The 25,792-nt window shown below is 60.7% G+C and carries 25 protein-coding genes; 12 read left to right on the forward strand and 13 right to left on the reverse strand.

Annotated elements, in window-relative coordinates:
* The first annotated feature begins 86 nt into the window (after positions 1 to 86).
* The gene (locus tag G5179_RS15650; RefSeq protein ID WP_421221926.1) at positions 87 to 1,001 is read left to right on the forward strand and encodes a DMT family transporter; all 915 of its coding nucleotides are present in this window, start codon (positions 87 to 89) and stop codon (positions 999 to 1,001) included.
* 37 nt (positions 1,002 to 1,038) lie between these two features.
* Here the strand turns inward: G5179_RS15650 and envZ are convergent, their stop codons facing one another.
* Positions 1,039 to 2,349 (reverse strand): two-component system sensor histidine kinase EnvZ, encoded by a 1,311-nt coding sequence (envZ, locus tag G5179_RS15655; protein WP_421258695.1) that lies wholly within the window; start codon positions 2,347 to 2,349, stop codon positions 1,039 to 1,041.
* A complete protein-coding gene (gene ompR, locus G5179_RS15660; RefSeq protein WP_005340625.1) occupies positions 2,346 to 3,068 on the reverse strand; it encodes a two-component system response regulator OmpR in 723 nt (240 codons plus the stop codon). The genes envZ and ompR overlap by 4 nt, the downstream gene beginning before the upstream one ends.
* Positions 3,069 to 3,315: 247 nt before the next feature.
* On the opposite strand from ompR, the gene greB reads away from it, so the two are divergent.
* Both greB and G5179_RS15670 read left to right on the forward strand, forming a co-directional pair.
* On the forward strand, positions 3,316 to 3,789 hold the full coding sequence (gene greB / locus G5179_RS15665; RefSeq protein ID WP_005340627.1) for a transcription elongation factor GreB: 474 nt from the start codon (positions 3,316 to 3,318) through the stop codon (positions 3,787 to 3,789).
* A gap of 188 nt (positions 3,790 to 3,977) precedes the next feature.
* Positions 3,978 to 6,287, forward strand: a complete 2,310-nt coding sequence (locus G5179_RS15670) for a Tex family protein (protein WP_421258696.1) — start codon at positions 3,978 to 3,980, stop codon at positions 6,285 to 6,287.
* Positions 6,288 to 6,357: 70 nt separating this feature from the next.
* Here the strand turns inward: G5179_RS15670 and G5179_RS15675 are convergent, their stop codons facing one another.
* From G5179_RS15675 to bioH, 4 genes are all read right to left on the reverse strand, one after another.
* Complete coding sequence (locus tag G5179_RS15675; RefSeq protein ID WP_005355353.1) at positions 6,358 to 6,636, reverse strand: hypothetical protein; 279 nt, start codon at positions 6,634 to 6,636, stop codon at positions 6,358 to 6,360.
* 85 nt (positions 6,637 to 6,721) lie between these two features.
* The gene (locus tag G5179_RS15680) at positions 6,722 to 7,489 is read right to left on the reverse strand and encodes a putative metalloprotease CJM1_0395 family protein (RefSeq protein WP_201987305.1); all 768 of its coding nucleotides are present in this window, start codon (positions 7,487 to 7,489) and stop codon (positions 6,722 to 6,724) included.
* A gap of 1 nt (position 7,490) precedes the next feature.
* Entirely contained in the window at positions 7,491 to 7,724 is a 234-nt protein-coding gene (locus G5179_RS15685) for a flagellar basal body rod C-terminal domain-containing protein (RefSeq protein ID WP_005342675.1), read from the reverse strand.
* Positions 7,725 to 7,795: 71 nt separating this feature from the next.
* Positions 7,796 to 8,560 (reverse strand): pimeloyl-ACP methyl ester esterase BioH, encoded by a 765-nt coding sequence (bioH, locus tag G5179_RS15690; RefSeq protein ID WP_100652342.1) that lies wholly within the window; start codon positions 8,558 to 8,560, stop codon positions 7,796 to 7,798.
* Between the two features lie 38 nt (positions 8,561 to 8,598).
* On the opposite strand from bioH, the gene G5179_RS15695 reads away from it, so the two are divergent.
* Together G5179_RS15695 and nfuA are read left to right on the forward strand one after the other, a co-directional pair.
* Positions 8,599 to 9,327, forward strand: a complete 729-nt coding sequence (locus G5179_RS15695; RefSeq protein WP_216952668.1) for a ComF family protein — start codon at positions 8,599 to 8,601, stop codon at positions 9,325 to 9,327.
* 80 nt (positions 9,328 to 9,407) lie between these two features.
* Positions 9,408 to 9,986: a Fe-S biogenesis protein NfuA gene (gene nfuA / locus G5179_RS15700; protein ID WP_005340636.1), complete on the forward strand. Its 579-nt coding sequence runs from the start codon at positions 9,408 to 9,410 to the stop codon at positions 9,984 to 9,986.
* 69 nt (positions 9,987 to 10,055) lie between these two features.
* On the opposite strand, the gene gpsA is transcribed toward nfuA, so the two are convergent.
* From gpsA to G5179_RS15715, 3 genes are read right to left on the reverse strand one after another with little or no spacing between them, the layout of a single operon-like run.
* Complete coding sequence (gpsA, locus tag G5179_RS15705) at positions 10,056 to 11,060, reverse strand: NAD(P)H-dependent glycerol-3-phosphate dehydrogenase (protein WP_421258697.1); 1,005 nt, start codon at positions 11,058 to 11,060, stop codon at positions 10,056 to 10,058.
* A gap of 2 nt (positions 11,061 to 11,062) precedes the next feature.
* Positions 11,063 to 11,533 (reverse strand): protein-export chaperone SecB, encoded by a 471-nt coding sequence (gene secB / locus G5179_RS15710; RefSeq protein ID WP_042054222.1) that lies wholly within the window; start codon positions 11,531 to 11,533, stop codon positions 11,063 to 11,065.
* Positions 11,534 to 11,583: 50 nt separating this feature from the next.
* The gene (locus tag G5179_RS15715; RefSeq protein ID WP_005340640.1) at positions 11,584 to 12,015 is read right to left on the reverse strand and encodes a rhodanese-like domain-containing protein; all 432 of its coding nucleotides are present in this window, start codon (positions 12,013 to 12,015) and stop codon (positions 11,584 to 11,586) included.
* Positions 12,016 to 12,261: 246 nt separating this feature from the next.
* Between G5179_RS15715 and gpmM the strand changes: the two genes are divergently transcribed.
* Together gpmM and envC are read left to right on the forward strand one after the other, a co-directional pair.
* Positions 12,262 to 13,791: a 2,3-bisphosphoglycerate-independent phosphoglycerate mutase gene (gpmM, locus tag G5179_RS15720; RefSeq protein WP_005356867.1), complete on the forward strand. Its 1,530-nt coding sequence runs from the start codon at positions 12,262 to 12,264 to the stop codon at positions 13,789 to 13,791.
* Positions 13,792 to 13,800: 9 nt separating this feature from the next.
* A complete protein-coding gene (gene envC, locus G5179_RS15725) occupies positions 13,801 to 15,153 on the forward strand; it encodes a murein hydrolase activator EnvC (RefSeq protein WP_421258698.1) in 1,353 nt (450 codons plus the stop codon).
* Positions 15,154 to 15,284: 131 nt separating this feature from the next.
* Here envC and G5179_RS15730 read toward each other — a convergent pair whose 3' ends face one another.
* Positions 15,285 to 15,935 (reverse strand): Qnr family pentapeptide repeat protein, encoded by a 651-nt coding sequence (locus G5179_RS15730; RefSeq protein ID WP_421258699.1) that lies wholly within the window; start codon positions 15,933 to 15,935, stop codon positions 15,285 to 15,287.
* 89 nt (positions 15,936 to 16,024) lie between these two features.
* On the opposite strand from G5179_RS15730, the gene G5179_RS15735 reads away from it, so the two are divergent.
* Entirely contained in the window at positions 16,025 to 17,032 is a 1,008-nt protein-coding gene (locus G5179_RS15735; protein ID WP_421258700.1) for a substrate-binding domain-containing protein, read from the forward strand.
* A gap of 84 nt (positions 17,033 to 17,116) precedes the next feature.
* Here G5179_RS15735 and G5179_RS15740 read toward each other — a convergent pair whose 3' ends face one another.
* From G5179_RS15740 to G5179_RS15750, 3 genes are read right to left on the reverse strand one after another with little or no spacing between them, the layout of a single operon-like run.
* The gene (locus G5179_RS15740; protein ID WP_005342660.1) at positions 17,117 to 17,758 is read right to left on the reverse strand and encodes a bifunctional 4-hydroxy-2-oxoglutarate aldolase/2-dehydro-3-deoxy-phosphogluconate aldolase; all 642 of its coding nucleotides are present in this window, start codon (positions 17,756 to 17,758) and stop codon (positions 17,117 to 17,119) included.
* A gap of 9 nt (positions 17,759 to 17,767) precedes the next feature.
* A complete protein-coding gene (gene edd / locus G5179_RS15745) occupies positions 17,768 to 19,564 on the reverse strand; it encodes a phosphogluconate dehydratase (protein ID WP_421258701.1) in 1,797 nt (598 codons plus the stop codon).
* Positions 19,561 to 20,070 carry a gluconokinase gene (locus G5179_RS15750; protein ID WP_005340649.1) on the reverse strand — a complete coding sequence of 170 codons (510 nt, stop codon included), beginning with the start codon at positions 20,068 to 20,070 and terminating at the stop codon, positions 19,561 to 19,563. Before G5179_RS15750 ends, edd begins: the two co-directional genes overlap by 4 nt.
* Positions 20,071 to 20,315: 245 nt before the next feature.
* On the opposite strand from G5179_RS15750, the gene gntU reads away from it, so the two are divergent.
* The 4 genes from gntU to recG all read left to right on the forward strand — a co-directional run bounded on the left by gntU (position 20,316) and on the right by recG (position 25,720).
* Positions 20,316 to 21,656, forward strand: a complete 1,341-nt coding sequence (gene gntU, locus G5179_RS15755) for a gluconate transporter (protein ID WP_203119844.1) — start codon at positions 20,316 to 20,318, stop codon at positions 21,654 to 21,656.
* A 150-nt stretch (positions 21,657 to 21,806) separates the two neighbouring features.
* On the forward strand, positions 21,807 to 23,156 hold the full coding sequence (pssA, locus tag G5179_RS15760; protein ID WP_005342654.1) for a CDP-diacylglycerol--serine O-phosphatidyltransferase: 1,350 nt from the start codon (positions 21,807 to 21,809) through the stop codon (positions 23,154 to 23,156).
* 37 nt (positions 23,157 to 23,193) lie between these two features.
* A complete protein-coding gene (locus G5179_RS15765; RefSeq protein WP_133164115.1) occupies positions 23,194 to 23,448 on the forward strand; it encodes a hypothetical protein in 255 nt (84 codons plus the stop codon).
* A gap of 202 nt (positions 23,449 to 23,650) precedes the next feature.
* Positions 23,651 to 25,720: an ATP-dependent DNA helicase RecG gene (gene recG / locus G5179_RS15770; RefSeq protein ID WP_219265129.1), complete on the forward strand. Its 2,070-nt coding sequence runs from the start codon at positions 23,651 to 23,653 to the stop codon at positions 25,718 to 25,720.
* Positions 25,721 to 25,792 lie beyond the last annotated feature (72 nt).

Here is a 25,792-nt window from a genome sequence, read left to right on the forward strand (position 1 = left end):
ACTCTGCTGCCAACACCCAGGTAACGACAATGTTACAAGCAGACTGGTAGACTGTGTGCTTGCCTCTGTCAGTGGAACAACATCCCATGCTCAAAGATCAAAAGAAAGCCTATCAGTATGGCCTTTGCGCCGTTGCCCTCTGGTCGACGGTCGCCACAGCCTTCAAAATCTCCCTCGCCTATTTCGAACCTGTGCAACTGTTGCTTGTGGCCGCCTTCACCTCGACTCTCACGCTGACAGCCGTCGTCGCCAAACAGGGCAAATTGCCGCTGCTGAGGAGCTACATCAAGGCCCGCCCTTTCTACTACCTGACTCTGGGCGTGCTGAATCCCTTTCTCTATTACCTGTTGCTGTTCAAAGCCTATGATCTGCTGCCTGCCCAGCAGGCACAGACCCTCAACTACACCTGGGCCATTACCCTCAGTCTGCTGGCCGTCCCCTTCCTCGGCCAGAAGCTGCGTCGGCGTGATGGCGTCGCTATCGTGCTGGGGTATTTTGGCGCGCTGGTGATCGCCACCAGAGGGGATGTATTCGGCCTCCAGTTCGACAGCCCCCTCGGCGTGACGCTGGCGCTGGTCTCGACCCTCATCTGGGCCAGCTACTGGATCCTCAACACCCGCAATCAGGGCGATCCCATTGTCAGCCTGTTGATCGGCTTTATGATCAGCCTGCCTTTTATCGTCGTGGCGACCTGGTTGCTCTCCGATTTTGCCATGACCGCCTGGCAGGGATGGGCTGGTGCCATCTATGTGGGACTGTTCGAAATGGGCTTCGGTTTCGTGCTCTGGCTGATGGCGCTGCGCCATGCCACCAACACGGCCCCCATCAGCAACCTCATCTTTATCTCGCCGTTTGCCTCACTGGTGCTGCTCAACCTGTTGATCGGCGAAGCCATCCATCCAGCCACCCCCATCGGGTTAGCGCTCATCGTTGCCGCCCTGTTGATCCAGCAGCTCAAGTACGGCAAACGCTATCGTGCATCAGTCGAAACAAAGAGCTGACCATGCAGAAGGGCGTATCCACGGATACGCCCTTCTCTCAATCCATCCACTCCTGTGGCTGATGTTTCGGCAGCCGCATCTCGACCAGCAGGCCGCCGAGATCCGAACTTCCCAACCGGATAGTGCCGTGGTGCTGGGCGACTATCTTGGCCACGATGGCCAACCCCAAGCCACTGCCGCCAACGGTCCGCGCCACATTACCCTGAGTAAACGGCTTGAGCACCCGGGAGTAGTCCTGCTCCGGAATGCCGGGACCATCATCGGAAAGGCGCAGGCGCACCCAGTGCCCATCGTCCTTGAGCTCGGCATGCAAGCGGCTCGCCCCATAACGCAGTGAGTTGCTTGAGAGGTTGTTCAACACCCGCCGGATGCTGACCGGATTGCAGGCCACCCGCACCGCCTCTTGCGGCAGCGCCAGATCGACCTCCAGCCCCTGCTCCGAGTAGATCAGCAGGGTATCATGCACCAACTGGGTCAGATCGACAGGTACCGGAGCCTGCCCCTCATCCGGACGGATGTAGTCGATGAACTGATCGATGATGGCATTGGACTCATCAATGTCTGAATTGATGCTCTCCTTGAGATATTCGTCACCGGAGGACATCATTTCGGTAGCCAAACGGATGCGAGTCAGCGGAGTACGCAGGTCGTGGGAAACCCCCGCCATCATCAGGTTACGCTCTTCGATTAGGCTCTTGATGGAGTGCGACATATGGTTGAAGGTGCGAGTCAGACGGCGTACCTCTCGTGACCCCTGCTCCCCCAGTGCCTCCGGGAAATGGCCTCTGGCCACTGCAACCGCGCCAGCCTCGAGATCCTCGAGCGGGCGCACCAGCTGGCGGGCAAAGCGCCAGGCCGCAAACAGGGTGATCACCAACAGTACACTTAGATAGATGATGAGGGGTTCAATATCGTCATCTTCAATCTCGGTCAGCGGGATCCGTACCCAGATTTTGCTGGCCTGCGGTGGCTGGATCCAGATGATGTAGTGATCCTGGATCTCGACCCGCACCTTGGCCGGACCGCCCAGTTCGCGGCTGATGTTCTCCTCCAGATAGGGGTACGGCTTGGCATCGTTGAAGCCATGCTGCACCGCCTCGCTCTGGGTGTAGATGTCGGTACCGGTCGTCACATAGACCAGCGCCTCGGCATCTTCACTCAACGCCAGTTGCTCGGTATTGACTGGAAAGATCAGCTTGACCTGATTGGCCAGCAAGTGACTGATCTGCTTGACGGTCGGCGCCAGTAGATAGTTGTAGAAGGTGACGTAGGATACCGCTTGATAGACCACCAGGACGGCGGCCAGAAACCAGAGCATGCGGGAAAACATGCTGCCGACTTTTTTCATGCACCGTCACCATCTGGCACAAAGACATACCCCAGACCCCAGACGGTCTGCAGATAGCGAGGTTGGGCCGGGTCCTGCTCCAGCAGGCGGCGCAGGCGAGAGACCTGTACGTCGATACTGCGCTCGGTGGCGGTATATTCGCGGCCACGTGCCAGATTCATCAACTTGTCGCGGGAAAGCGGCTCGCGCGGATGGCTGACCAGTACCTTGAGCACCGCAAATTCACCGCTGGTGAGCGCCATCGGCTCGCCATCCCGGCTCAACTCGCGGGTCGCCAGATTGAGCTGGAAGGCCCCGAAGTTGACGACTTTCTCTGCGGCAGAGGGGGCTCCGGGCAACTCGACGGTATGACGGCGCAGCACGGCACGGATCCGCGCCAGCAACTCACGGGGATTGAACGGCTTGGGCAGATAGTCATCGGCACCCATTTCGAGTCCGACGATGCGATCCACTTCATCCCCCTTGGCGGTGAGCATCAGCACCGGGATCTGGTTGCCCGCTTCCCGCAGACGACGGCAGATGGAGAGCCCATCCTCCCCCGGCAACATCAGATCGAGCACCATCAGGCTGAAGTTTTCACGAGTCAGCAGGCGATCGGCCTGTTCGCCATTAGCCACGCCGCGCACCACGAATCCCTGCTCGGTGAGATAGCGTTCCAACAGGGAACGTAATTTCAGGTCATCGTCCACGACCAGGACCTTGTATTGCTGCTGACTCATTGCTTTGCCTCTTCATTCTTTCGCTGCCCACCATACTAGGGGGGGATATCGCGGGAGAAAAGCATAAATATGTTACCGGTTATTACCCATGATCAGAGCGTGACGACCGTCAAGCCCTCCTCCAGACCAGTACCGCTGAATGGCTCCCGCCAAGCTGGCGCAATTTCTCTCGACAGAAGGAGGACAAAAGCTAATATTCCCGAGCAGTTAGCGATGAATCCCCCTCTTTGACCAGGTCCGCATCACCATGAAGACAAAGCTGATCACCCGCGAAGGCTACAACAAGCTGAAAGAAGAGCTCGATTTCCTCTGGCGCCAGGAGCGCCCCGAGGTCACCAGGAAGGTGGCATGGGCCGCCAGTCTGGGGGATCGCAGCGAAAATGCCGACTACCAGTACAACAAGAAGCGGCTGCGGGAGATCGATCGGCGGGTGCGCTACCTGCGCAAATGTCTCGAAGAGCTGGGGATCGTCGACTATGCCCCCGCGCAGGAGGGCAAGGTCTTCTTCGGTGCCTGGGTCGAGGTGGAAAACGATGAGGGCGAGACCAAGCGCTTTCGCATCGTCGGCTATGACGAGATCTTCGAGCGCAAGGATTACATCTCCATCGACTCCCCCATGGCCCGCGCCCTGCTCAAGAAAGAGGTCGGTGATGAGGCCATCGTCCGTACGCCAGTTGGTGACGTCTGCTGGTATATCAACGAGATCAGCTACCCCAAATAGCCGGACTGCTTGCCACAGGCACATCCTGAGTCACAGGTGCAATGGCAAGAAACGCCCCCCCTGCGACTTTATCAGTCTGACGGGTGCAGACCCCGGCGCAGGGTGGCATCCCGCAACACGACCCCATATAGTGCTCACACTTGGCGCCTGATGGCGCGGACTCGACCACAGAGGCCCTCAACAACATCATGATGCAAACCATAGAGAGACAGATTGCCGGTGAGCTCAATGCTCGCCCGGAGCAGGTGCAGGCCGCAGTGCGCCTGCTGGATGAAGGCTCGACCGTGCCCTTTATCGCCCGTTACCGTAAAGAGGTGACTGGCGGTCTGGACGATAGCCAGCTGCGTACTCTGGAGAGCCGCCTCGGCTATCTGCGTGAACTGGAAGATCGCCGTCAGGTGATCATTCGCTCCATCGAAGAGCAGGGCAAGCTGACCCCCGAGCTGATGCGCGAATTGAATGGCGCCGACAGCAAGACCCGGCTGGAAGATCTCTACCTCCCCTACAAGCCCAAACGCCGCACCAAGGGGCAGATGGCGATCGAAGCCGGGTTGGAGCCACTTGCCAACCTGCTGCTCAGCGACCCGATGCAGGATCCCGAGCAAGCGGCAGCCACCTTCCTCAATCCCGAACAGGGCATTGCCGACAGCAAGGCTGCCCTCGACGGCGCCCGCTATATCCTGATGGAGCGCTTCGCCGAGCAGGCCGACCTGCTGGAGAAGTTGCGCGACTACCTGTGGCAAAATGCCACCCTGCGCGCCCGCGTGGTGGCAGGCAAGGAGCAGGAAGGGGCCAAGTTCAAGGACTATTTCGAACACGACGAACCACTGCACAAGGCCCCCTCCCACCGGGTGCTGGCCATGCTGCGCGGCCGCAATGAGGGGATCCTCAATCTGGCGCTGGTCACCGGTGACGACGAGAGTGCCAGCCACTGCGAAGGGATCATTGCCCACCACCTCAAGCTCAATCTGCAGAACCGCCCGGCCGACAAATGGCTGCAGGGGGTAGTGAGCTGGACCTGGAAGATCAAGTTGTCGCTTCAGATGGAGACCGAGCTGATCGGTCGCATCCGCGAGTCGGCAGAGGAGGAGGCGATCAAGGTGTTCGCCATGAACCTCAAGGATCTGCTGATGGCGGCCCCGGCCGGCATGCGCTGCACCATGGGGCTGGATCCGGGCATCCGCACCGGGGTCAAGGTTGCCGTGGTGGATGCCACTGGCAAGCTGGTCGAGCACGCCACCATCTATCCGTTCGAACCAAAACGCCAGATTGATCAGAGCCTCAAGACCCTGAGCGAGTTGTGCCAGAAGCACAAGGTCGAGCTCATCAGCATCGGCAACGGCACCGCTTCGCGGGAGACCGACCGGCTGGTGAGCGATCTGTTCGAGCGCTACCCCGCAGCCAAGGCGCAGAAGATAGTAGTGAGCGAAGCGGGGGCCTCGGTCTACTCCGCCTCCGAGCTCGCCTCCCAGGAGTTCCCGGATCTCGACGTCTCGATCCGTGGCGCCGTCTCCATCGCCCGCCGCCTGCAAGACCCGCTGGCCGAGCTGGTCAAGATCGACCCCAAGAGTATCGGGGTGGGCCAGTATCAGCACGACGTCGGCCAGAGCCAGCTGGCCCGCCGACTGGATGCCGTGGTTGAGGATTGCGTGAACGCGGTCGGGGTCGATGTGAACACCGCCTCGGTCGCCCTGCTCAACCGGGTTTCCGGCCTCTCCCAGACGTTGGCCCAGAACATCGTCGCCTATCGGGATGAGCACGGCGCCTTCAAGAGCCGTCAGCAGTTGCTGAAAGTGAGCCGACTCGGCCCCAAAGCCTTCGAACAGTGCGCCGGCTTCCTGCGCATTCGCGGCGGCAGCAATCCCCTCGACAGCTCGGCGGTACACCCGGAGTCCTATCCGGTCGTGGAGCGGATCCTCGCCAAGCTGGATCAGACCGTGGAGAGCCTGCTCGGCAACAGCAGCCTGCTGCGCAGCCTGAAACCGGCCGATTACACCGATGAGCAATTCGGCGTACCTACCATCACCGACATCATCGGAGAACTGGACAAGCCGGGCCGCGACCCGCGCCCCGAGTTCAAAACCGCAACCTTCAAGGAAGGGGTGGAGCAGATCAGCGACCTGGTGCCCGAGATGGTGCTGGAAGGGGTGGTCACCAACGTCACCAACTTCGGCGCCTTCGTCGATATCGGTGTTCATCAGGACGGTCTGGTGCACATCTCCTCCCTGACCGACCGTTTCGTCAAGGATCCCCGTGAGGTGGTCAAAGCGGGCGACATTGTGCGGGTCAAGGTGCTGGAGGTGGATGCCCCGCGCAAACGGATCAGCCTGACCATGCGCCTCGACGAAAAGGCAGGGCAGCCCGCCCGCAAGCCAGCTGAAGCGCGCAACAGCAGTGCTGGCAACGCCAAACCAAGAAATGAGCCGCGCCAAAGCGCCCCTATGGGTGGAGCCATGGGCAACGCCTTCGCAGCGGCGCTCTCTAAAGCGAAAAAGTAACGAAACCGTCCGAAACGCCTCTGAATGCAAAAAGCCCCGCAAGGGGCTTTTTTACACGCGAAGCTCAGGATCACTGCGTCAGGGCAGCAAGAATACTCTCGGGCTCTCCATGCTGGGCCAGCACCTCCCGCAGTCGGTTGAATGCCTTGCAGGCCTCTTGCGGATATTTGCCGTAAGAGACGACGCCGGTGTGGCTCCAACCAGCCGCCAGCATCACTTTCTTCTTGAAACTGGTTCCTTCAGTTCCCCCTCCCCCGAGCTGCATCAGAAACTGCTCCATCTGCAGGTGGGGGGGCGGTACACGGGAGAAGGTGGTGAAATCTTCCGCTTTGACTTCATCGAAATGCATGACAGCTCCTGTGAAATTGGAATGGGCCTGATCTTCAGGTTAGTTGCAAAACAGGCAAAGCAGCTGAAAGTTTGGCGAGGGTGATTCAGATATGCAGACTGAGGGACTGGGTCGAGGCCGGGCTGACAGCCTGTTGATAGTGGCCCGCGATGACGCTGTTGCGCTTGTCCATATAGGCACTCAGCACACCGCCCGATTTCGCGCTCTGCTCGGCCATCAGCTCTTTGCGTGCCTTGGCCTCACTCGCGGCGGCGCTGCGCGCGACGGCCAGATCCTGCGCGGAAGGCTCGGCAGGCGCCAGCGCTGCAGCGCGGATCTGCTGCATCTTGGCGATGGTAGCTGCAGGGTCACCGGGTACGACACTGGTATCGATCTGGACTTCGCCACCCGTCGCATAACGCTTGCCATCCGGCCCTTGCGTAAACTGATAGGTGGGCGAGCTGGCGTACTCTCCACCCGCAGACTGGTGCGCCTGCTCGTGAGTGCGCACCTCCTTGTCACGCTCGACAAGATCCTGAACCTGCTGCTCTTGCCGCTGTTGCTGCTCCTGCTGTTTAGGATCTTGCTGCTTGCGCTGACCCTCTTCACCAGTTGCCTCAACAAAGCGATTGTCTGGCAGTGTCGTCGGGGCTAATTGCCCGGTTTCACGGCTGTTCTGGGAGGTCTGATTGCTGGAGGCCTGACCGGCTTTGGATTTCTCTTTCTGGGAGCCGACTTCAGATTCGGCAACGGAGGCTTGGCCCGCACGGGCCTGCGGGATCAGTTCTGCCCGGCGATTATCCGTCCTCGCCGCTTCCACCTGGGGTTGCAGCTGTGTCGGGATAAGGGGAGGCAGACTGACATTGATGTTCATCTCACACCCGGATGTCGATCAGGGTTCCCATCATCTCGCTGGCGGTCTGCACTACCTTGGCGGAAGCGCCAGCCTGCTGCTCGGCCACCTTGAGATTGACAAGCTCATCGGTCACTTGCACCTGATCCCCGCTGGGGGTGTTGAGGCGGGCGATCTGATTGGATGCCTTATCGGCAATCTGCTCGGCTCGCTGAAATCCCTGTACCCCGCTGTTGAAAGCAGAATCAATACGCATGATGTTACTCCTCTGGTCACAGCTTAATTATCCGCCAGACCAGAGGATTAATGAAGCTTGCAGGCTGTTTTTTAGCCAACAAAATCTCGAACGATTTCAATGAATTCGTCAGGATGGGAGATAAAAGGTGCGTGTGAGGCCTTATTAAGGGTCACGCTGCGGCTGGCAGGGTAGAGATCATCCAGCAGGGGAATGGCCGCCTTGGGTACCAATGAATCCAGTCGGCCATAGATCCGCAACCAGGGCAGATCCAGCTCCTGAAGCGGTTCGCGCAGATCAATCTCGGCCAACAGCGTCAGTCCAGCCTCGAGTGCGGCAAACGCGGGCGCCGGCCGCTCGGCCAGCCAGTGGCGCAACTGACGGATATCGTCCCGGGCGTGTTCACTGCCCATGGCCTGGATCGCCAGAAAACGCTCTATGGTCTGGCGAAAATCCCCTGCCAGCATCTGGTTGAAACCGGTCAGTACCTTGGGGGCGATCCCCGGCCACTCATCGCGGGCCATGAAACAGGGAGAGCTGGCTACCGTGATCAGGGAGTGCAGCCGATCGGGATGCGTCAGCGCCAACTGGCTTGCCACCAGACCGCCGAGCGACCAGCCAAGCAGATGACACTTCTGCGGCAAGATGGCAGCCACCTGCTCGGCAAGCCAGGGCAGGCTGTAATCCACCTCGTCTGCCAGCAGGCTGTTGCCAAAACCGGGCAAATCTACCAGATGAACCCGATAGTGGGGCGCCAACTGTTGGGCAATGCCATGCCAGACCGCACCGTTCATCCCCCAACCGTGCAACAGCACCAGATCGGGCCCCTGGCCAAACTGCTCTACCGATATGCTCATCTAGACTCAAGATCCCTGTTCATGCTCTTGGGGTCAGCATGTTAAAGCGACTGCTCGCTAAAGCAAGCCCGCTGCTCGGCAACCACGGCGACTGGCAAGGGAGTTGCCTCCTCTGTCATCAGCCTTGCGACAACGAGCCCCTGCTCTGCAGCTGGTGTCGGCAGGCGCTGCACCAGTCACAGCCGAGATGCCGCCTCTGCGCCGCACCGCTGACTGAATATATAGAAGAACGCATACCGGTCTGCGGCCGCTGCCAGCGCAGACCTCCCCCCTGGGAGCGGTTGCAGGTGATCGGCGACTACCAGGCTCCCTACCCCATGCTGATCCCCCGGCTCAAATATTCCGGCCAAATCCTGCTGGCGCCACTCCTGGCACGCCTCCTGGCCGATCATCTGGATGACAACGAGCCGCCGGAGGCGATCATTCCGGTTCCCCTGCACTGGTGGCGGCAGTGGCGGCGTGGGTTCAACCAGGCGGAGGAGATCGCGCAAGCCCTTGGCGAGTTCACCGACATTCCCTGCGACAACACCCTGTTGCAACGCATCAAGGCGACCCCGCAACAAACAACCTTGAGCGCCGGGCAGCGGCGGCGCAATCTGCGCGGGGCATTCCGGATCCGCCCCCACCACTATCGCCATGTCGCCCTGCTCGATGACGTCGTGACCACAGGCGCCACCGCTGGGCAGCTCAGCCGTTTGCTCCATGAGAGCGGCATCACAAAGGTAGAAGTGTGGGCAATCTGTCGTACCCTGCGGCACAGCAAGTAGCCATCGGCATGCTACCCAAGCATTAATAACCGCGTTATCATGAATACCCTAGTCGTACACTCAGGTTTATGAGGATAGTGATGATCAGCATTTCCGACGCCGCCCAGGCCCATTTCCGTAAACTGCTGGAAAAACAGCCTGATGGCACCAATATCCGGGTGTTTGTGGTCAATCCGGGAACCCAGAATGCCGAGTGTGGCGTATCGTATTGCCCGCCCGATGCCGTGGACCCGGAAGATCAACACCTGCCCTTCAGCGGCTTCGACTGCATGGTCGATCCCCTGAGCGCCCCCTTCCTGGTGGATGCCACCATCGACTTCGTCACCGATCAGATGGGCTCCCAGCTCACCCTGAAAGCACCGAACGCCAAGATGCGTAAAGTGGCCGACGACGCGCCGCTAATCGAGCGCATCGAGTACGTGTTGATGTCCGAAGTGAACCCTATGCTGGCCGGTCACGGTGGCAAGGTCACCCTGGTCGAGCTGACTGAAGATAAACTGGCCATCCTGCAGTTTGGCGGTGGTTGCAACGGTTGCTCCATGGTCGATTACACCCTGAAAGAGGGGATCGAGAAGCAGCTGCTGGAGAAGTTCCCGGGTGAGCTCAACGGTGTGAAAGACGCCACCGAGCACCAGCGCGGCGACCACTCTTACTACTGATTTGCAGCCCTTGCAGCAAAGAAAAGGCCCCGCCAGATGGCGGGGCCTTTTGCATGGGCAATCGGCAGATTACTCGTCCTTCTTGTCTCGCGACAGCAGGGCGATGGCCGCCTCTTTCGGGTTCTTACCCTCGTAGAGCACCTTGAAGATCTGCTCGCAGATGGGCATCTCGACGCCGCAGCGGGCCGCCAGCAGATGCACCTCTTTGGTGTTGCGATACCCCTCCACCACCTGACCGATCTCGGTCATGGCGGTGTTCACATCCTTGCCAGCCCCGAGGGCCAGCCCGAAGCGACGGTTGCGCGACTGGTTGTCGGTACAGGTGAGCACCAGATCCCCGAGCCCCGCCATCCCCATAAAGGTTTTGGCATCGGCACCCAGCGCCGCACCCAGACGCTGCATCTCCACCAGACCCCGGGTGATGAGCGCAGTTCTGGCATTGGCGCCAAACCCTAGCCCGTCGGAGAGACCGGCACCAATAGCGATGACGTTCTTCACCGCCCCACCCAGCTGCAGACCGACGAAGTCCGGATTGGTATAGACCCGGAACGAGCGGCCACAGTGCAGCAGGTGGGAGAGATTGTCGGCAAACTCGTCGTGAGTCGAGGCGACCGAGATGGCGGTCGGCAGACCGGCAGCCAGCTCCTTGGCGAAGGTGGGGCCGGAGATCACCGCCAGCGGTATCTCGTCACCCAGCACTTCACGGGCCACGTCCTGCAGCAGACGGCCACTGTCCGGCTCCAGACCCTTGGTGGCCCAGGCGATACGGGTATCGGGGCGCAGGAAGGGTTTGATCCGGGTCAGCACATCGCCAAATACATGGCTTGGCACGACCAGCAGCAGCACGGGAGCCGCTTGTACCGCACGTTGCAGATCCGCAGTTAGCTGCAAATCAGCAGGAAAAGGGACATCAGGCAAAAATGCCTTGTTGCAGCGGTCTTGTTCCAGCTCGGCGACATGAGCAGGGTCGTGACCCCACAGCAGGGTCGGATGACCATTGCGCGCCAGAGAAATGGCAAGGGCGGAGCCATAAGACCCCGCCCCCAAGACCGAGATAGCGATCTGGTCAGCCATTATCAGGCTTCCGCAGTCGCCTGCTGGGCCTGTGCTTGCGCCATGTGCTGGGCAAACAGGGCATCGAAGTTGACCGGTGCCAGGTTCAGCTGCGGGAAGGAACCCTTGCTCACCATGTTGGCCACGGCTTCGCGGGCATACGGGAACAGGATGTTAGGGCAGAAGGCAGCCAGGCAGTGAGCCAGTTGCGGCTCCGGCAGGTTACCGATGGTGAAGATACCAGCTTGCTGTACTTCGCACAGGAAGGCAGTTTCGGTTTCCAGTTTGCAGGTTACGGTCAGGGTCAGGACAACCTCGTACACGCTCTCAGCCAGGATGTTGGTCTTGGTATCCATATCCAGCTTGACGTCCGGCTGCCACTCTTTCTGGAAGATGTGCGGGGTGTTCGGCGCTTCGAAAGATACATCCTTGGTGTAAACACGCTGGATGTGGAATTCCGGTTGTACTTCCTGGTTGTTGATCTCGTCAGCCATTTCGTTTGATTCCTTGTTATATGGATAAGTGGGCTCAGGCCCTGCTTAAATCAGCGTTTCTTGGTTACCGGCAGATTTTCTGCACGCCATTGGGCCATGCCACCGCCGAGCACATAAACCTGCTTGAAGCCAGCTTTGCTCAACTGACGGCCCGCGCCGCCCGCAGTCATTCCCGACTCGCACACTACTATGATGGGGGCATCTTTATGCTTTTCAACCGGGCCCAGATTATTGCTCTGGATCTGGGTCAGCGGCAGGTGCTGGGCACCGGCCAGATGGCCCTTGGCGTACTCTTCCTGACTGCGAATATCCACCACGGTGGCATTCTCGCGGTTGATCAGCAGGGTCGCGGTGTGATTGTTGACGGTTTTTACCGGGGACAAACGGGCACGCACAGTGGTGTAAACCAGGGTGCCAGCCAGACCCAACCAGGCTGCGGTCAGCAGCGGGTTACGGGCCGCAAAATCCAAATACTCTTGCATCTTCTACTATCCAGGGACCAAGACAAGGGCCCGAGTATACATGGGGGTATTGATAAGATCAGCCATCTTGGCGGCAAAGCGCGAGCAGGCTCCCATCATCATTGGGCAGCGAGCATGGCAGGAAGGGCATGGCTTGCGGGGCCGCGGGAGCGCCCCTTGGCTATCAGGTGACTATTTCGGCAGATGTAGTAATATTACGCTAGTTTCATTTCCCGCATTTTTTCCAATCCGAGAGGACATAGTCTTATGTCAACAGCTAAGAAACCTTTGGTTCTGGTCATCATGGACGGTTGGGGCTACAGCACCAAGCAAGAGCACAACGCCGTCGCTGCCGCCAAGACTCCCAACCTCGATCGTCTGGCCCGTGACTACACCAGCACCCTGATCTCCGGTTCCGGTCTGGACGTCGGTCTGCCGGATGGCCAGATGGGCAACTCTGAAGTAGGCCACGTCAACATCGGTGCCGGTCGCATCGTCTATCAGGAGCTGACCCGCATCTCCAAAGACATCCAGGATGGCGAATTCTTCCAGAACGTCGAGCTGGCCAAGGCTGTTGACGCTGCCGTGACCAACGGCAAAGCCGTTCACATCATGGGACTGATGTCCCCGGGTGGCGTACACAGCCACGAAGAGCACATCATGGGCATGATCGAAATGGCTGCCAAACGTGGCGCCGAGAAGATCTACCTGCACGCCTTCCTGGATGGCCGTGACGTTCCGCCGCGCTCCGCCCAGTCCTCCATCGAGCTGTTCGACGCCCTGTTCGCCAAGCTGGGCAAGGGTCGTTTCGCCTCAATGATCGGTCGTTACTTCGCCATGGACCGCGACAACCGCTGGGATCGCGTGCAGCAAGCCTATGACCTGATGACCCAGGGCAAGGGCGAGTTCACCGCTGAGAGCGCCACCGAAGCACTGGCTGCCGCCTATGCCCGCGACGAGAACGACGAGTTCGTCAAGGCGACCCGCATCGGCGAAGCGGCACCGATGGAAGATGGCGATGCGCTGATTTTCATGAACTTCCGTGCCGACCGTGCCCGTGAAATCACCCGCGCCTTCGTTGACACCGACTTCACCGGCTTCGCCCGTGCAGTCGAGCCGAAGCTGAACTTCGTGATGCTGACCGAATACGCGGCCGACATCAAAACTGCCTGTGCCTACCCGCCGACCGCTCTGGTCAACACCCTGGGTGAGTGGCTGGCCAAGCAGGGCAAGACCCAGCTGCGTATCTCCGAAACAGAGAAGTATGCTCACGTCACCTTCTTCTTCAACGGTGGCGAAGAGTCCTGCTTCACCGGCGAAGATCGCGAGATCGTGGCCAGCCCGAAAGTGGCGACCTATGACCTGCAGCCGGAGATGAGCTCCGAAGAGCTGACCGACAAGCTGGTTGCGGCCATCAAGAGCGGCAAGTACGACGTCATCATCTGTAACTACCCGAATGGCGACATGGTTGGTCACACCGGTGTGTTCGATGCCGCCGTCAAAGCGTGTGAAGCCGTTGACCACTGCATCGGTCGCGTCACCGACGCCCTGGCCGAAGTGGGTGGCGAGTGCCTGATCACTGCCGACCACGGCAACGCCGAGAAGATGCTGGACGAAGAGACTGGTCAGGCCCACACCGCCCACACCAATCTGCCGGTTCCGCTCATCTATTTCGGTCGCAAAGCCGAGGTAGTTGAGGGTGGCAAACTGTCCGATCTGGCCCCCACCATGCTGACCCTGATGGGTCTGCCGGTGCCGCCGGAAATGACTGGCAAGCCCCTGATGATTCTGAAATAATCCTTCCCCATGCGGGGATGCGAAGTTATTTCACAGAAAACCAGTCGCGTCGGCCTGTTGGCCGGCGCGCTGTTTTTTTGCCTGTCGTTTGGCGCCAGCAAACCGGCTTTGGCCGCCAATCAGCAGCTGGGGACCATGCAGTCCCAGATCAAGGAACAACAGCAGACCATCAAGCTCAGCAAGCAGGAGCTTGCCAAGCTCAATACCCAGCTCAAGGCTGACGAGCAGGCCATCTCGGCCGCCGCCGCCAAACTCAACCAGACCAGGCAGCAGTTGAAGCAGAACCAGCAGAAGCTGGCGACCCTGCAAAAAGACAAGCTGGCGCTGGAAGTTCAAGCCAAACATCAAAAGCAGTTGCTGGCCAAACAGGCGGAGAGCGCCTTTCAAGCGGGCAACCACGACTACCTCAAACTGCTGCTCAATCAGCAGGATCCGGCCAAACTGAGCCGCTCACTCGACTACTACGACTACCTCAACAAGGCGCGCATCGAGGCCATCGACGCCCTGCGCGCCACCCGCGACAAGCTGGCGAAAAACCAGCAGGCCACCAAAGAGACCGAGACCAGACTGCAAACCCTGCTTGCCGAACAGCAAGAGCATCACCAGACCCTGCTGGCCAGCCAGCAGAGCCGGGCCAAGGTGCGCAACCAGTTGCAGCAGTCGGTACAGGATGACGAGCAGAAGCTCACCAAGCTGGTCAAGGCGGAGAAGGCGCTGAAAGCCCGGCTGGAAGAGCTGCGTCGCAAGCGGGAAGAGCAGGAGCGCCGTGAACGGGCCGAGCGGGAACGGCTGGCCAAGCTGAAAGCAGAGCAGGAGCGTCAGCGCAAGCTGGCCGAACAGCGCCGCGCCGAGCAACAACGACTCGCTGCCCAGCAGAACAAAACCGTCAAACCGGTAGAACCTGCCGAAGAGGTGGCCAGCAGCAAACCGGAGCGCGGCTCGGGCATCAGCAGTGCTGGCCACTATAGCGGCCTCAAGACCAATGGCAGCCTGCGCTGGCCGGTGCAGGGACCGATCCTCATCTCCTATGGCTCGCCCCGTACCGCCCAGCTCAAGTGGAAAGGCACCCTGATCGGCGCCAGCGAAGGAACCCAGGTCAAGGCGGTTGCACCGGGACAAGTGGTCTACGCCGACTGGCTCGACGGCTTCGGTATGCTGCTGGTGATCGACCACGGTAAAGGCTATATGAGCCTCTACGGTCACAATCAGTCGCTGCTGCGCCAGGTTGGCCAGAATGTGGAACAGGGTGAACCGGTGGCACTGGTCGGTGACAGTGGCGGTCAGGACAGACCTGGCCTCTACTTCGAAATTCGCTATCAGGGCGAGGCGATCAACCCGACCAAATGGCTGGCCAAGGGTTGAGTCAACCCGGCCGACAAACGCGTCACACGCTCACTAGCAAAAGCCTGCCTCACGCAGGCTTTTGTTGTTTCAGGAGCGCCCTCCCTACTGTCGGTCCCATTTGATGAAAAATTACCTAATTTTCGATCGGCTCAGGGGAAGACAACCAGACCGATCTGCTCCAGCAAGGTCTGCTGCTGATCCTCGTTAATCTGCACCCCTTGCAGATCGACCCGGCGCAGATCCAACCCCGGCAGATCGCACTGGCGCAGATCGCAGCCCTGCAGCTTGAAGCTGGTCCAGTCGATCTGGCCAAACTCGGAGCCGCTGAGATCGGAACCCGCCAGCGAGGCACCAAACAGGTTGGCTCCCTGCCAGCGGTTTCCGGTCAGCTCGCACTTCTCCAGCAGACAGCCCTCGAAGCTGGCGTAGCTGAAGTTGTTGCCGGTCAGATGGGCCTCGCAGAAGTAGCTTTTGGCGGTGATCTGGTTGGCGAAGCTGGCGTGGCCGAAGTTGATGCCGACCGCCTGACAGTCGCGCATCTCCAGCCCCAGACACAGGCTGCGGCTGCAATCGGCCATGGTGAGATCGCAGCGCAGGAAGCTGGCCTCGCGCAGCTCGCAACCCTGCAACAGGCAGCCCCGTTCACTCTCCCGATCGTAGAAGCTGCAGTCAATGAAGCGGCTATCGCTCAGATCCAGCCAGGAGAAGTTGCAGCCGATAAAGCGGCACTCCGAGAACTGTTCCCCCTCCACATCCTGTTGCTCGAACCGGACATCCACGAACTGCTTGCCTCTGATCATCGGAAAACTCCTGCAAAAACGGCTTCATATGCTGACTTTATCCGCCAAAAACGGTAATGTTACATGTAACATCCACGCTGGACACCCCTATGAGCCCCACCCGCAAGCGCCGCCCCACCCTGCAAGATATCGCCGACCAGACCGGCGTGACCAAGATGACTGTCAGCCGCTATCTGCGCGACCCGCAGACCGTAGCGGAGGGGACCCGCGAGCGGATCGCAGCTGTAGTGGAAGAGCTGGGTTATATCCCCAACCGGGCGCCAGATATTCTCTCCAACGCGACCAGCAAGGCGATCGGCATCCTGATCCCCTCCCTCTCCAACCAGGTTTTCTCGGCGGTGATCCACGGCATCGAGTCGGTGACCCGACCGGCCGGTTACCAGACCCTGCTGGCCCACTACGGCTACAGCCCGGAGCGGGAGGAGGAGCAGGTCGCGTCCCTGCTCTCCTATCACGTGGATGGGCTGATCCTCTCCGACAGCCAGCACACCGAACGCACCCGCAAGATGATCGCCACCGCCGGCATTCCGGTGGTGGAGACCATGGATCTGCCGCAAACCCCCATCGACATGGTGGTCGGGATGGACCATAGAGCCGCGGCCCGGGCCATGGTAACAGAGATGCTGCGACGGGGCCGACGCAAGGTGGTCTATCTGGGGGCGCGGCTCGACGTGCGTACCCAGCTGCGGATGGAGGGTTACTATCAGGCGATGACCGACTTCGGCCTCACCGGCCAGCATCTGCTGACCGAACAATCCTCCAGCTTCACTCTGGGGGGCGAGCTGCTGGATCAGGCGCTGGTGCGCTATCCCGACCTCGATGGCCTGTTCTGCACCAACGATGACCTGGCGGTGGGTGCTCTGCTGCAGTGTCAGGCCAAGTGGATCCCGGTGCCCCAGCAGATCGCCATCGCCGGTTGCAACGCCCTCGACATTGGCCACGCCATGACCCCCAAGCTGGCCAGTATCGCCACCCCGCGGGAAGCGATCGGTCGGGAGGCGGCCACCATGCTGCTGGCACGTCTCAACGGCCAATCTCAACCCGACCCCCGCAAGGATATCGGCTTCTCCCTCTATGTCGGGGAGAGTCTGGGGTAATCCCTTCCCTCACCCACTTAAGTCACGCTGATAACAAACAGGCCACCCGAGGGTGGCCTGTTTGGTTTTCGGCACAACTGATGCTTAGCGTTTAACCAGCTCAACCGCTTCGCGGGAGAGGCGGGTCACCTCCTCCCAGTTGCCGCTCTTGACCGCATCGGCCGGCAGCATCCAGGAGCCGCCGACGGTGGCGACGCACTTGAGCGCCAGATAGTCGGCCACGTTTTTCGGGCCGATACCGCCGGTCGGGCAGAACTTCACCTGGGGCAGCGGCGCGGCAATGGCGGAGAGCGCCTTGGTGCCGCCGTTCGCTTCGGCCGGGAAGAACTTCAGATGGTCATAACCCGCTTCCAGCGCCTGCATCACTTCAGACGGGGTAGCGACGCCCGGGATCAGCGGTGCAGTGCTCTTGGCCGCGTGGGCCAGCAGGGCCGGGGTCATCCCCGGGGAGATGACGAAGCGGGCACCGGCAGCGACGGCTGCGTCAAACTGCTCGCAGTTGAGCACGGTACCGGCACCGACCATGGCATCCGGCATCGCCTTGGCGATGAGGGCGATGGCATCGAGGGCCACCGGGGTGCGCAGGGTGATTTCGAAAACGGAGATGCCGCCGTCGAGCAGCGCCTTGGCCATCGGCAGGGCCTGATCCAGCTCGTTGATAACCATCACGGGTACCAGCGGGGAGGCGGCAAACACCTCGGCCGGGGTCACTTTCCAGTTCTGCATAGCTCTTCCTTAGTCAAAGATGGTAGCGCCACACTCGGCGCTCGATACCGCGCGACGCATCACGCTGAACAGTTCACGGCCCCACCCCTCTTGTTCCAGAGTGAGGTCAATCTCGGCCTGGGTACGGCCACTCAAATCGGTCAGGCAGTCGAGGCTGCCGTTTACCGCATCAACCCGCAGCAGGTCGCCGTCAGCAAGCAGGCCGATGGCCCCGCCGTGCAGCGCTTCCGGGGTGACGTGGATGGCGGCCGGGATCTTGCCGGAGGCGCCGGAGAGACGGCCATCGGTGACCAGCGCCACCTTGTAGCCCGCCTTCTGCAGGTTGCCGAGCACCGGCATCAGCTTGTGCAGCTCCGGCATGCCGTTGGCGGCCGGACCATTGTGGCGCACCACGATCACGGCATCCTGATTAAGATCGCCCGCCTTGTAGGCCGCTTCCACCGCATGCTGGGAGGAGAAGACCCGCGCCGGGGCTTCAATCACTCGATACTCGGGAGCCACGGCGGAGACCTTGACCACGGCGCGGCCCAGATTGCCCGCCAGCAGCTTGGTGCCGCCGGTAGCCTGGAACACGCTGCCGGAAGGTGAAAGCACGCTCGCATCGCCGCTTTCGCCCACCGGCTGCCATACCAGCTGGCCATCGACCAGTGCCGGACGGCTGAGGTAATCCTGCATCTCGCCAAAGACCGGAGTGGCATCCATGTGGATCAGCCCCTCTTGCGCCAGACGGCGCATCAGGCCGGGCACGCCGCCTGCCTGTTCGAAGGCGTTGACGTCGGCCGGGCCGTTCGGGTACATGCGAACCAGCAGCGGCACCACGTCGGAGAGATCGCTGATGTCATCCCAGGTCAGTACCAGACCGGCCGCGCGGGCCAGCGCCACCATGTGGATGCTGTGGTTGGTGCTGCCGCCGGAGGCGAGCAGGGCCACCAGACCGTTGACCAGCGAGCGCTCATCCAGCACCTCGCTCAACGGGCGATAGGCCGGGGAACCCGGGATCATGGCGCTGATACGACGGGCCGCTTCGGCGGTCAGGGCGCGGCGCAGCTCGCTATGCGGGTGCACAAAGGCAGAGCCCGGCAGCATCAGGCCCATGGCCTCGAACACCAGCTGGTTGGTGTTGGCGGTGCCGTAGAAGGTGCAGGTGCCTGCCGCGTGGTAGGCGCCGCACTCCATCTCCAGCAGGGCATCGCGACCCACTTCACCGGCAGCGTACTTCTGACGCACCTTCACCTTCTCGTCGTTGCTGATGCCGCTCGCCATCGGGCCGGCAGGCACAAATGCAGTCGGCAGGTGAGCGTGGGAGAGGGCCCCCATGATCTGGCCCGGGGCGATCTTGTCGCAGATACCGAGCAGCAGGGTCGCATCGAAAGTGTTGTGAGAGAGCGACAGTGCGGTTGCCTGAGCGATCAGGTCGCGGGAGAAGAGGGACATGTCCATTCCCGGCTGACCCTGAGTCACCCCGTCGCACATGGCGGGCACGCCGCCAGCGACCTGAGCACTGTGGCCCAGTTCGGCCAGCGCGCCCTTGATGATATCCGGATAGCCCTGATAGGGCTGATGGGCGCTCAGCATGTCGTTGTAGGCGGTGACGATGCCGACGTTGGCGCGGGTCATATCGAGAATGCGCCCCTTCTCGTCACTGCTGCAGGCGGCCACGGCGTGGGCCAGGTTGCCACAGGCCAGCGCGGCGCGGGTCTTGCCCTGCTCTGCCTGACGCTGGATGCGGGCCATAAAGGCCTGACGACGGGCGACACTGCGCTCGCGAATGCGGGCGGTGACGTCGGAAATTACCTGATGAATCATTGGGCTTGCTCCAATGCTGTGACGGCGCGGTCAACCACCTGTTCGAAGGTGCCGTCTATATCAATGTGGAATACACCGGCTTCGCCGTCCGGGCGCTCCAGGGTATCGAACTGACTTTGTACCATGCTTTCACGCATGAAGTGGCCCTTGCGGGCACGCATCCGCTCGAGGATCAGCGGCTGGCTGCCATCGAGGAAGATGAAGCTGACCGACTCGTTACCTTCGCGGATCTGGTCGCGGTACTTCTTTTTGAGGGCGGAACAGACAATGATGCCGGTCTCGTTCTTCTGCTCGAGACTGTAGGCGGCATCGCGGATCCGCTCCAGCCAGGGGGCACGATCCTCATCGTTGAGGGGGTTGCCGCCAGCCATCTTCTGGATGTTGGCCTTGGGGTGCAGGTCATCACCATCGATGAACTTGGCGCCCAGCGCTTCGGCCACTTTCAGACCCACGCTGGATTTGCCGCTACCACACACACCCATCACGATAATGCACTTACCCGCCATAATTTGACCTCTGTCCCACTTTTCAAAAAACCAGCTGTTGATGGGTTCTAATCTAACACGTTACCGGTAACATGTTACCGGTAACGATTGAAAATGTGAAGTCTGCCACAGACTGAGCAAACCCATAGTCACCTGGGCATATGATGTTGAGCCCTTGCCATAAATCTAAATAAATCATAAAGATATGGTTTGCCGACGGATCGGCAAGGTGTCACGACTGAACTTGGAAAAAGGAACGCATAACAATGTCTGACCTCTCCCTGATCATGACAGCCGCCGGCTCGATTGTGCTGCTGCTCTTCCTGGTGATGAAGGCCCGGCTCCACGCCGTGGTAGCCCTGATCCTGGTCTCCATGGTGGCGGGTCTCGCCGCTGGCATGAACCCGGCCGACATCGCCAACACCATCCAGAAAGGGATGGGTGGCACCCTCGGTTTCGTCGCGGTAGTGGTGGCGCTGGGCGCCATGTTCGGCAAGGTGATGGAAGTGACCGGTGCTCTCGACCGGGTGGCTCACACCCTGCTCGGCAAGTTTGGCGTCAAGCGCGCCAACTGGGCCATGGCCCTGACCGGCTTTGTCTGCGCCCTGCCGCTCTTCTTTGACGTGGCCGTGGTGCTGCTGATCGGCGTCGCCTTCGCCATCGTCCGTCGTGGCGGCGGCAGCGTAGTGAAGATCGGTATCGCCCTGCTGGCGGGTATCGCCACCTGCCAGGCGTTCCTTATTCCGGCGCCGGGCCCGATCCTGGTGGCATCCCAGCTGGGTGCCGACTTCGGTTACATGATCCTGTTCGGCCTGATCGCCGCCGTACCGGCGCTGATCCTGGCTGGCCCGCTGTTCGGTGACTTCATCAGCAAGATCGTCGATGTACCGCTGCCTGCCGATGCCCAGAACAGCGTCCACGATGACAGCAAATCCCTGCCCTCCTTCGGGCTGGCCATGGGCCTCATCGGTCTGCCGCTGCTGCTGATCGGCCTCAAGACCATCGTCGGTCGCTTCGTCGAGGCGGGCTCCACTCTGCACAACTGGCTGGAGTTCATCGGTCACCCCTTCACCGCCATCATGGTCGCCTGTCTGGCCGCCTTCTATCTGCTGGGTATTCGCCGCGGCATGTCCCGTGACGAGGTGATGAGCGTCTGCAACAGCGCCATCCAGCCGGCAGGTGTCATCATTCTGGTGACCGGTGCCGGTGGCGTGTTCAAACAGGTACTGGTTGATTCCGGCGTGGGTGCCGCGCTTGGCAACATGCTGGCCGACTCCGGTCTGCCCATCGTCGCGCTGGCCTTCATTCTGGCCGCTGCGGTACGGGTGATTCAGGGTTCCGCCACCGTCGCCATGCTGACCGCCTGCGGTCTGGTGCTGCCGATGCTGGAACCCCTCGGCCTGAGCGGTGCCCAGCTGGCTGCCGTCACCATCGCCATCGGCGGCGGTGCCATCGTGCTCTCCCACGTCAACGACTCCGGTTTCTGGCTGGCGAACCGCTACCTCGGCCTGACCGAGAAGCAGACCCTGCAGACCTGGACCGTGATGGAGACCATCATCGGCACCACCGGCGGCGTGATGGCGATGATCATCTACAGCTTCCTCTGACAAGGGCAAAAAGCTGACAAAAAGGCCTCACTCGTGAGGCCTTTTTCATCTTTCTGATGATTCTTTCTTTGGCTGAGAGGGCGAGATTGCTAGAATCGCCTATTCATCGCTCCGAGTGGAACGCTTAACCCCGTGATTTCAGGTTTATCTATGCATTCATCGGCCCATTATCGACAACTGCTGGCGCGCCTGCCCCAGATCGCCGTCGCAGCGGATCAGTTTGAAGTGCTCTACAGCGCCCAGGATTTCAAACGCCGCATTCTTGCGCTTATCGCCAGTGCCACCCGGCGCATCTATCTGGTCGCGCTCTATCTGCAGGATGACGAAGCAGGCCGGGAGATCCTCTCCGCCCTCTACGCCGCCAAGCAGCGCAATCCGGCCCTCGACATCAAGCTGTTCGTCGACTTCCACCGTGCCCAGCGCGGCCTGATCGGCAAAGGCAAGCAGGGCGGCAACCACCTGATGTACCAGGCCATGGCTGCCGAACACGAGCACCAGATCGAAATCTACGGCGTGCCAGTCAAGGGGCGCGAGCTGCTCGGCGTGCTCCACCTCAAGGGCTTCATCTTCGATGATGTGGTGCTCTACTCCGGCGCCAGCCTCAACGACATCTACCTGCACCAGCAGGATCGCTACCGCTTCGATCGCTATCACCAGATCACCAGCCCGGAGCTGGCCCGCAGCATGGTCAACTATGTGGATGACCTGTTCGTGAAGAGCGACGCGGTGCAGCGACTGGATCACAGCGATATCCCCAGCGCCAAACAGCTGAAGGGGCCGATCCGCCGCTTCAAGCAGAACCTGCGCCAGAGCCAGTACCGCTTCAGCACCATGCCGGTCAACACCCAGGAGGTGGCCGTCACCCCCATGGTGGGTCTGGGCAAGCGCAACAATCAGCTCAACCTGATGATCCGCAATCTGGTGCGCGCCACCGAGCGGGAGATCTTTATCTGTACCCCTTACTTCAACCCGCCCAAGGAGTTGAGCAAGGATATCGAGGATCTGCTGCAGCGCGGTTGCAAAGTCACCATCGTAGTGGGCGACAAGACCGCCAACGACTTCTTCATTCCGCCGGAAGAGAAGTTCTCCACCATCGGTGGCCTGCCCTATCTCTACGAGACCAACCTGCGCAAGTTTGCCGAGCGCAACCAGCGTCACATCGACGACGGTCGCCTCAACCTGATGCTCTGGTGTTGCGAGCGCAACTCCTACCATCTCAAGGGGATCTTCGTGGATGACGAGTGGGCCCTGCTCACCGGCAACAACCTCAACCCCCGCGCCTGGGCGCTGGATCTGGAGAACGGCCTGCTGGTGCACGATCGTCGCCACCTGCTGCGTCCCCAGTTCAACGCGGAGCGGGAGAACATCCTGACCAACACCAAGCGGATCAGTCACTTCGATCAGGTGGAACAGATCCAGGACTACCCGGAACAGGTGCGCAAGCTGCTGGGACGGATCCACCGGGTCAAGGCGCATCTGCTGCTCAAGCGGATCATCTGATTTCCAATAACCCATTGTTGTTGTACAAGAGGGATATATGTCATTAATCATCTCAACCCAAGATGTTGATACATGGAAAAAACGGATTCAAAAAGATGGGCTTAAAGGCTCAACATACTTTTGTCAGCAAGGTGGAAAAGTTTGGGTTTCAGCATCTGCGGATCATAAGCAGATATGCCAGCAAGTTCTTGGCGCAGATTCAGGCACAAGTTCTCTGCCAAGCTACCTTCGCTGGGATGATGTCAGTGCTGTGAATTTAGTAGAGTTGCTGTACCAAATTGAAAAGGCGTAGTTCTTTTAAAGAGTCACATTTACACACACCTCATCTGATTTTTCTCCAGCGCCAACAAAGGCCTCCCGTTTTCGGCAGGCCTTTGTTCTATCCGCCGTTTCCCCCGCCTTGACGGCCCTGCCAGCAGCAACTCGGCTTGCATCGGCCCCTCAACAACCCCTATCATCTGGACATATTTACAGTGTTTTCGGGCATCTAATTGATGAAATTGGATAAAATTCCTCTCGATAGCCTCAAGGGTGTCGGCAGCAAGATGCTGGAGAAGCTCGAGCGGCTGGGGCTGGCCACGGTACAGGATCTGCTGTTCCACCTCCCCCTGCGCTACGAGGACCGCACCCAGGTGTGGCCCATCGGCGATCTGCCGCCCGGCCTGCACGGCGCCGTCGAGGGCGAAATCCAGGACACTCAGCTGGTGATGGGGCGCCGCCGCATGATGGTCTGTCGCATCAGCGATGGCACCGGCACCCTCACCTTGCGCTTCTTCAACTTCACCGCCGCCCAGAAAAACAGTCTGGCGGCGGGCCGCCTGATCCGCTGTTTTGGCGAGGTGCGTCCCGGCAAATACGGGCTGGAGATGGCCCATCCCGAGTACAAGCTGCTCGGCGAGGAGCAGGCCGGTCAGACCGAAGAGGCGCTCACCCCCGTCTACCCGACTACCGAAGGACTGCGCCAGCTCACCCTGCGCAACCTCACCGATCAGGCGCTGGCCCAGCTCGACCTCTATGGCGTGGAGGAGCTGCTGCCCGCCGGCCTCTATCCCCACCAGATTGAGCTGGCCTCAGCTCTGAAATTGCTGCACCGCCCGCCCCCCTCGGTGGCGCTGCCGCTGCTGGAAAGCGGCCAACATCCGGCCCAGCAGCGACTGGTACTGGAGGAGCTGCTGGCTCACAACCTCTCGGTACTCAAGGTGCGTGCTCAGGCACAAACCCAGCTGGCTCGCGCTCTCAAACCAGCGCCCGAGCTGGTTGAACAACTGCTCGGCGCCCTGCCGTTCAAGCCGACCGGTGCCCAGAGCAGGGTAGTAGCGGAGATAAGTAAGGATCTGCAACAGAGTCACCCCATGATGCGGCTGGTGCAGGGTGACGTAGGCTCCGGCAAGACCCTGGTCGCAGCGCTGGCCGCCCTGCAGGCCATCGGCAACGGCTGTCAGGTGGGCTTGATGGCGCCGACCGAGCTGCTGGCGGAACAGCACGCCATCAACTTCGCCAAGTGGCTGGAGCCGCTCGGCATCGGAGTCGGCTGGCTGGCGGGCAAACAGAAAGGCAAGGCGCGGGAAGAGTCGCTGGCCGCCATCGCCGATGGCAGCGTCAAGATGGTGGTGGGCACCCACGCCATCTTTCAGGAGCAGGTAGTGTTCCAGCGTCTGGCGCTGGTCATCATCGATGAACAGCACAGATTCGGGGTGCATCAGCGCCTCGCCCTGCGCGAGAAAGGGGAGCGGGAAGGGGTGCATCCCCATCAGCTCATCATGACCGCTACCCCCATCCCCCGCACCCTGGCGATGACCGCCTATGCCGACCTCGACACCTCGGTCATCGACGAACTGCCGCCGGGCCGAACCCCCATCACCACGGTAGCGCTGCCCGACAGCCGTCGCGGCGACGTGATCGAGCGGGTCAAACTCGCCTGCACCGAGGGCAAGCAGGCCTACTGGGTCTGCACCCTGATCGAGGAGTCGGAGGTGCTGGAGTGCCAGGCTGCCGAGGATACCGCTGCCGAGCTGCAAAACCTGCTGCCGGGGCTGCATATCGGGCTGGTGCATGGCCGGATGCGCCCGGTGGAGAAACAGCGGGTGATGGAGGAGTTCAAGGCGGGCATACTGCAACTGCTGGTCGCCACCACCGTCATCGAGGTGGGGGTGGATGTGCCCAACGCCAGCCTGATGATCATCGAGAACCCGGAACGTCTCGGGCTGGCCCAGCTGCACCAGCTGCGCGGCCGGGTTGGCCGGGGTGCGGTGGCCTCTCACTGCGTGCTGCTCTATCATGCCCCCTTGTCCAAGACGGCCCAGAGCCGACTCGGGGTGCTGCGGGAGACCAACGACGGCTTCCTCATCGCCCAGCGCGATCTGGAACTGCGCGGCCCGGGGGAACTGCTCGGCACCCGCCAGACCGGTCTGGCCGATCTCAAGATCGCCGATCTGGTGCGGGATCAGCCGCTTATTCCACAGGTGCAAAAGATGGCGCGCTTCCTCATGGATAGGCACCCGAGTCATGTCGAACCCTTGATTCGCCGTTGGCTCGGCTTACGGGATCACTATTCCAATGCCTGATCGAGGTAGATGCAGAAGATGGGCACATGTCCTTATGGATAGGCATCCGAGTCATGTCGAACCCTTGATACG

Source organism: Aeromonas sp. 600886 (genome assembly GCF_049174935.1).
Lineage (GTDB): Bacteria > Pseudomonadota > Gammaproteobacteria > Enterobacterales > Aeromonadaceae > Aeromonas > Aeromonas veronii_A.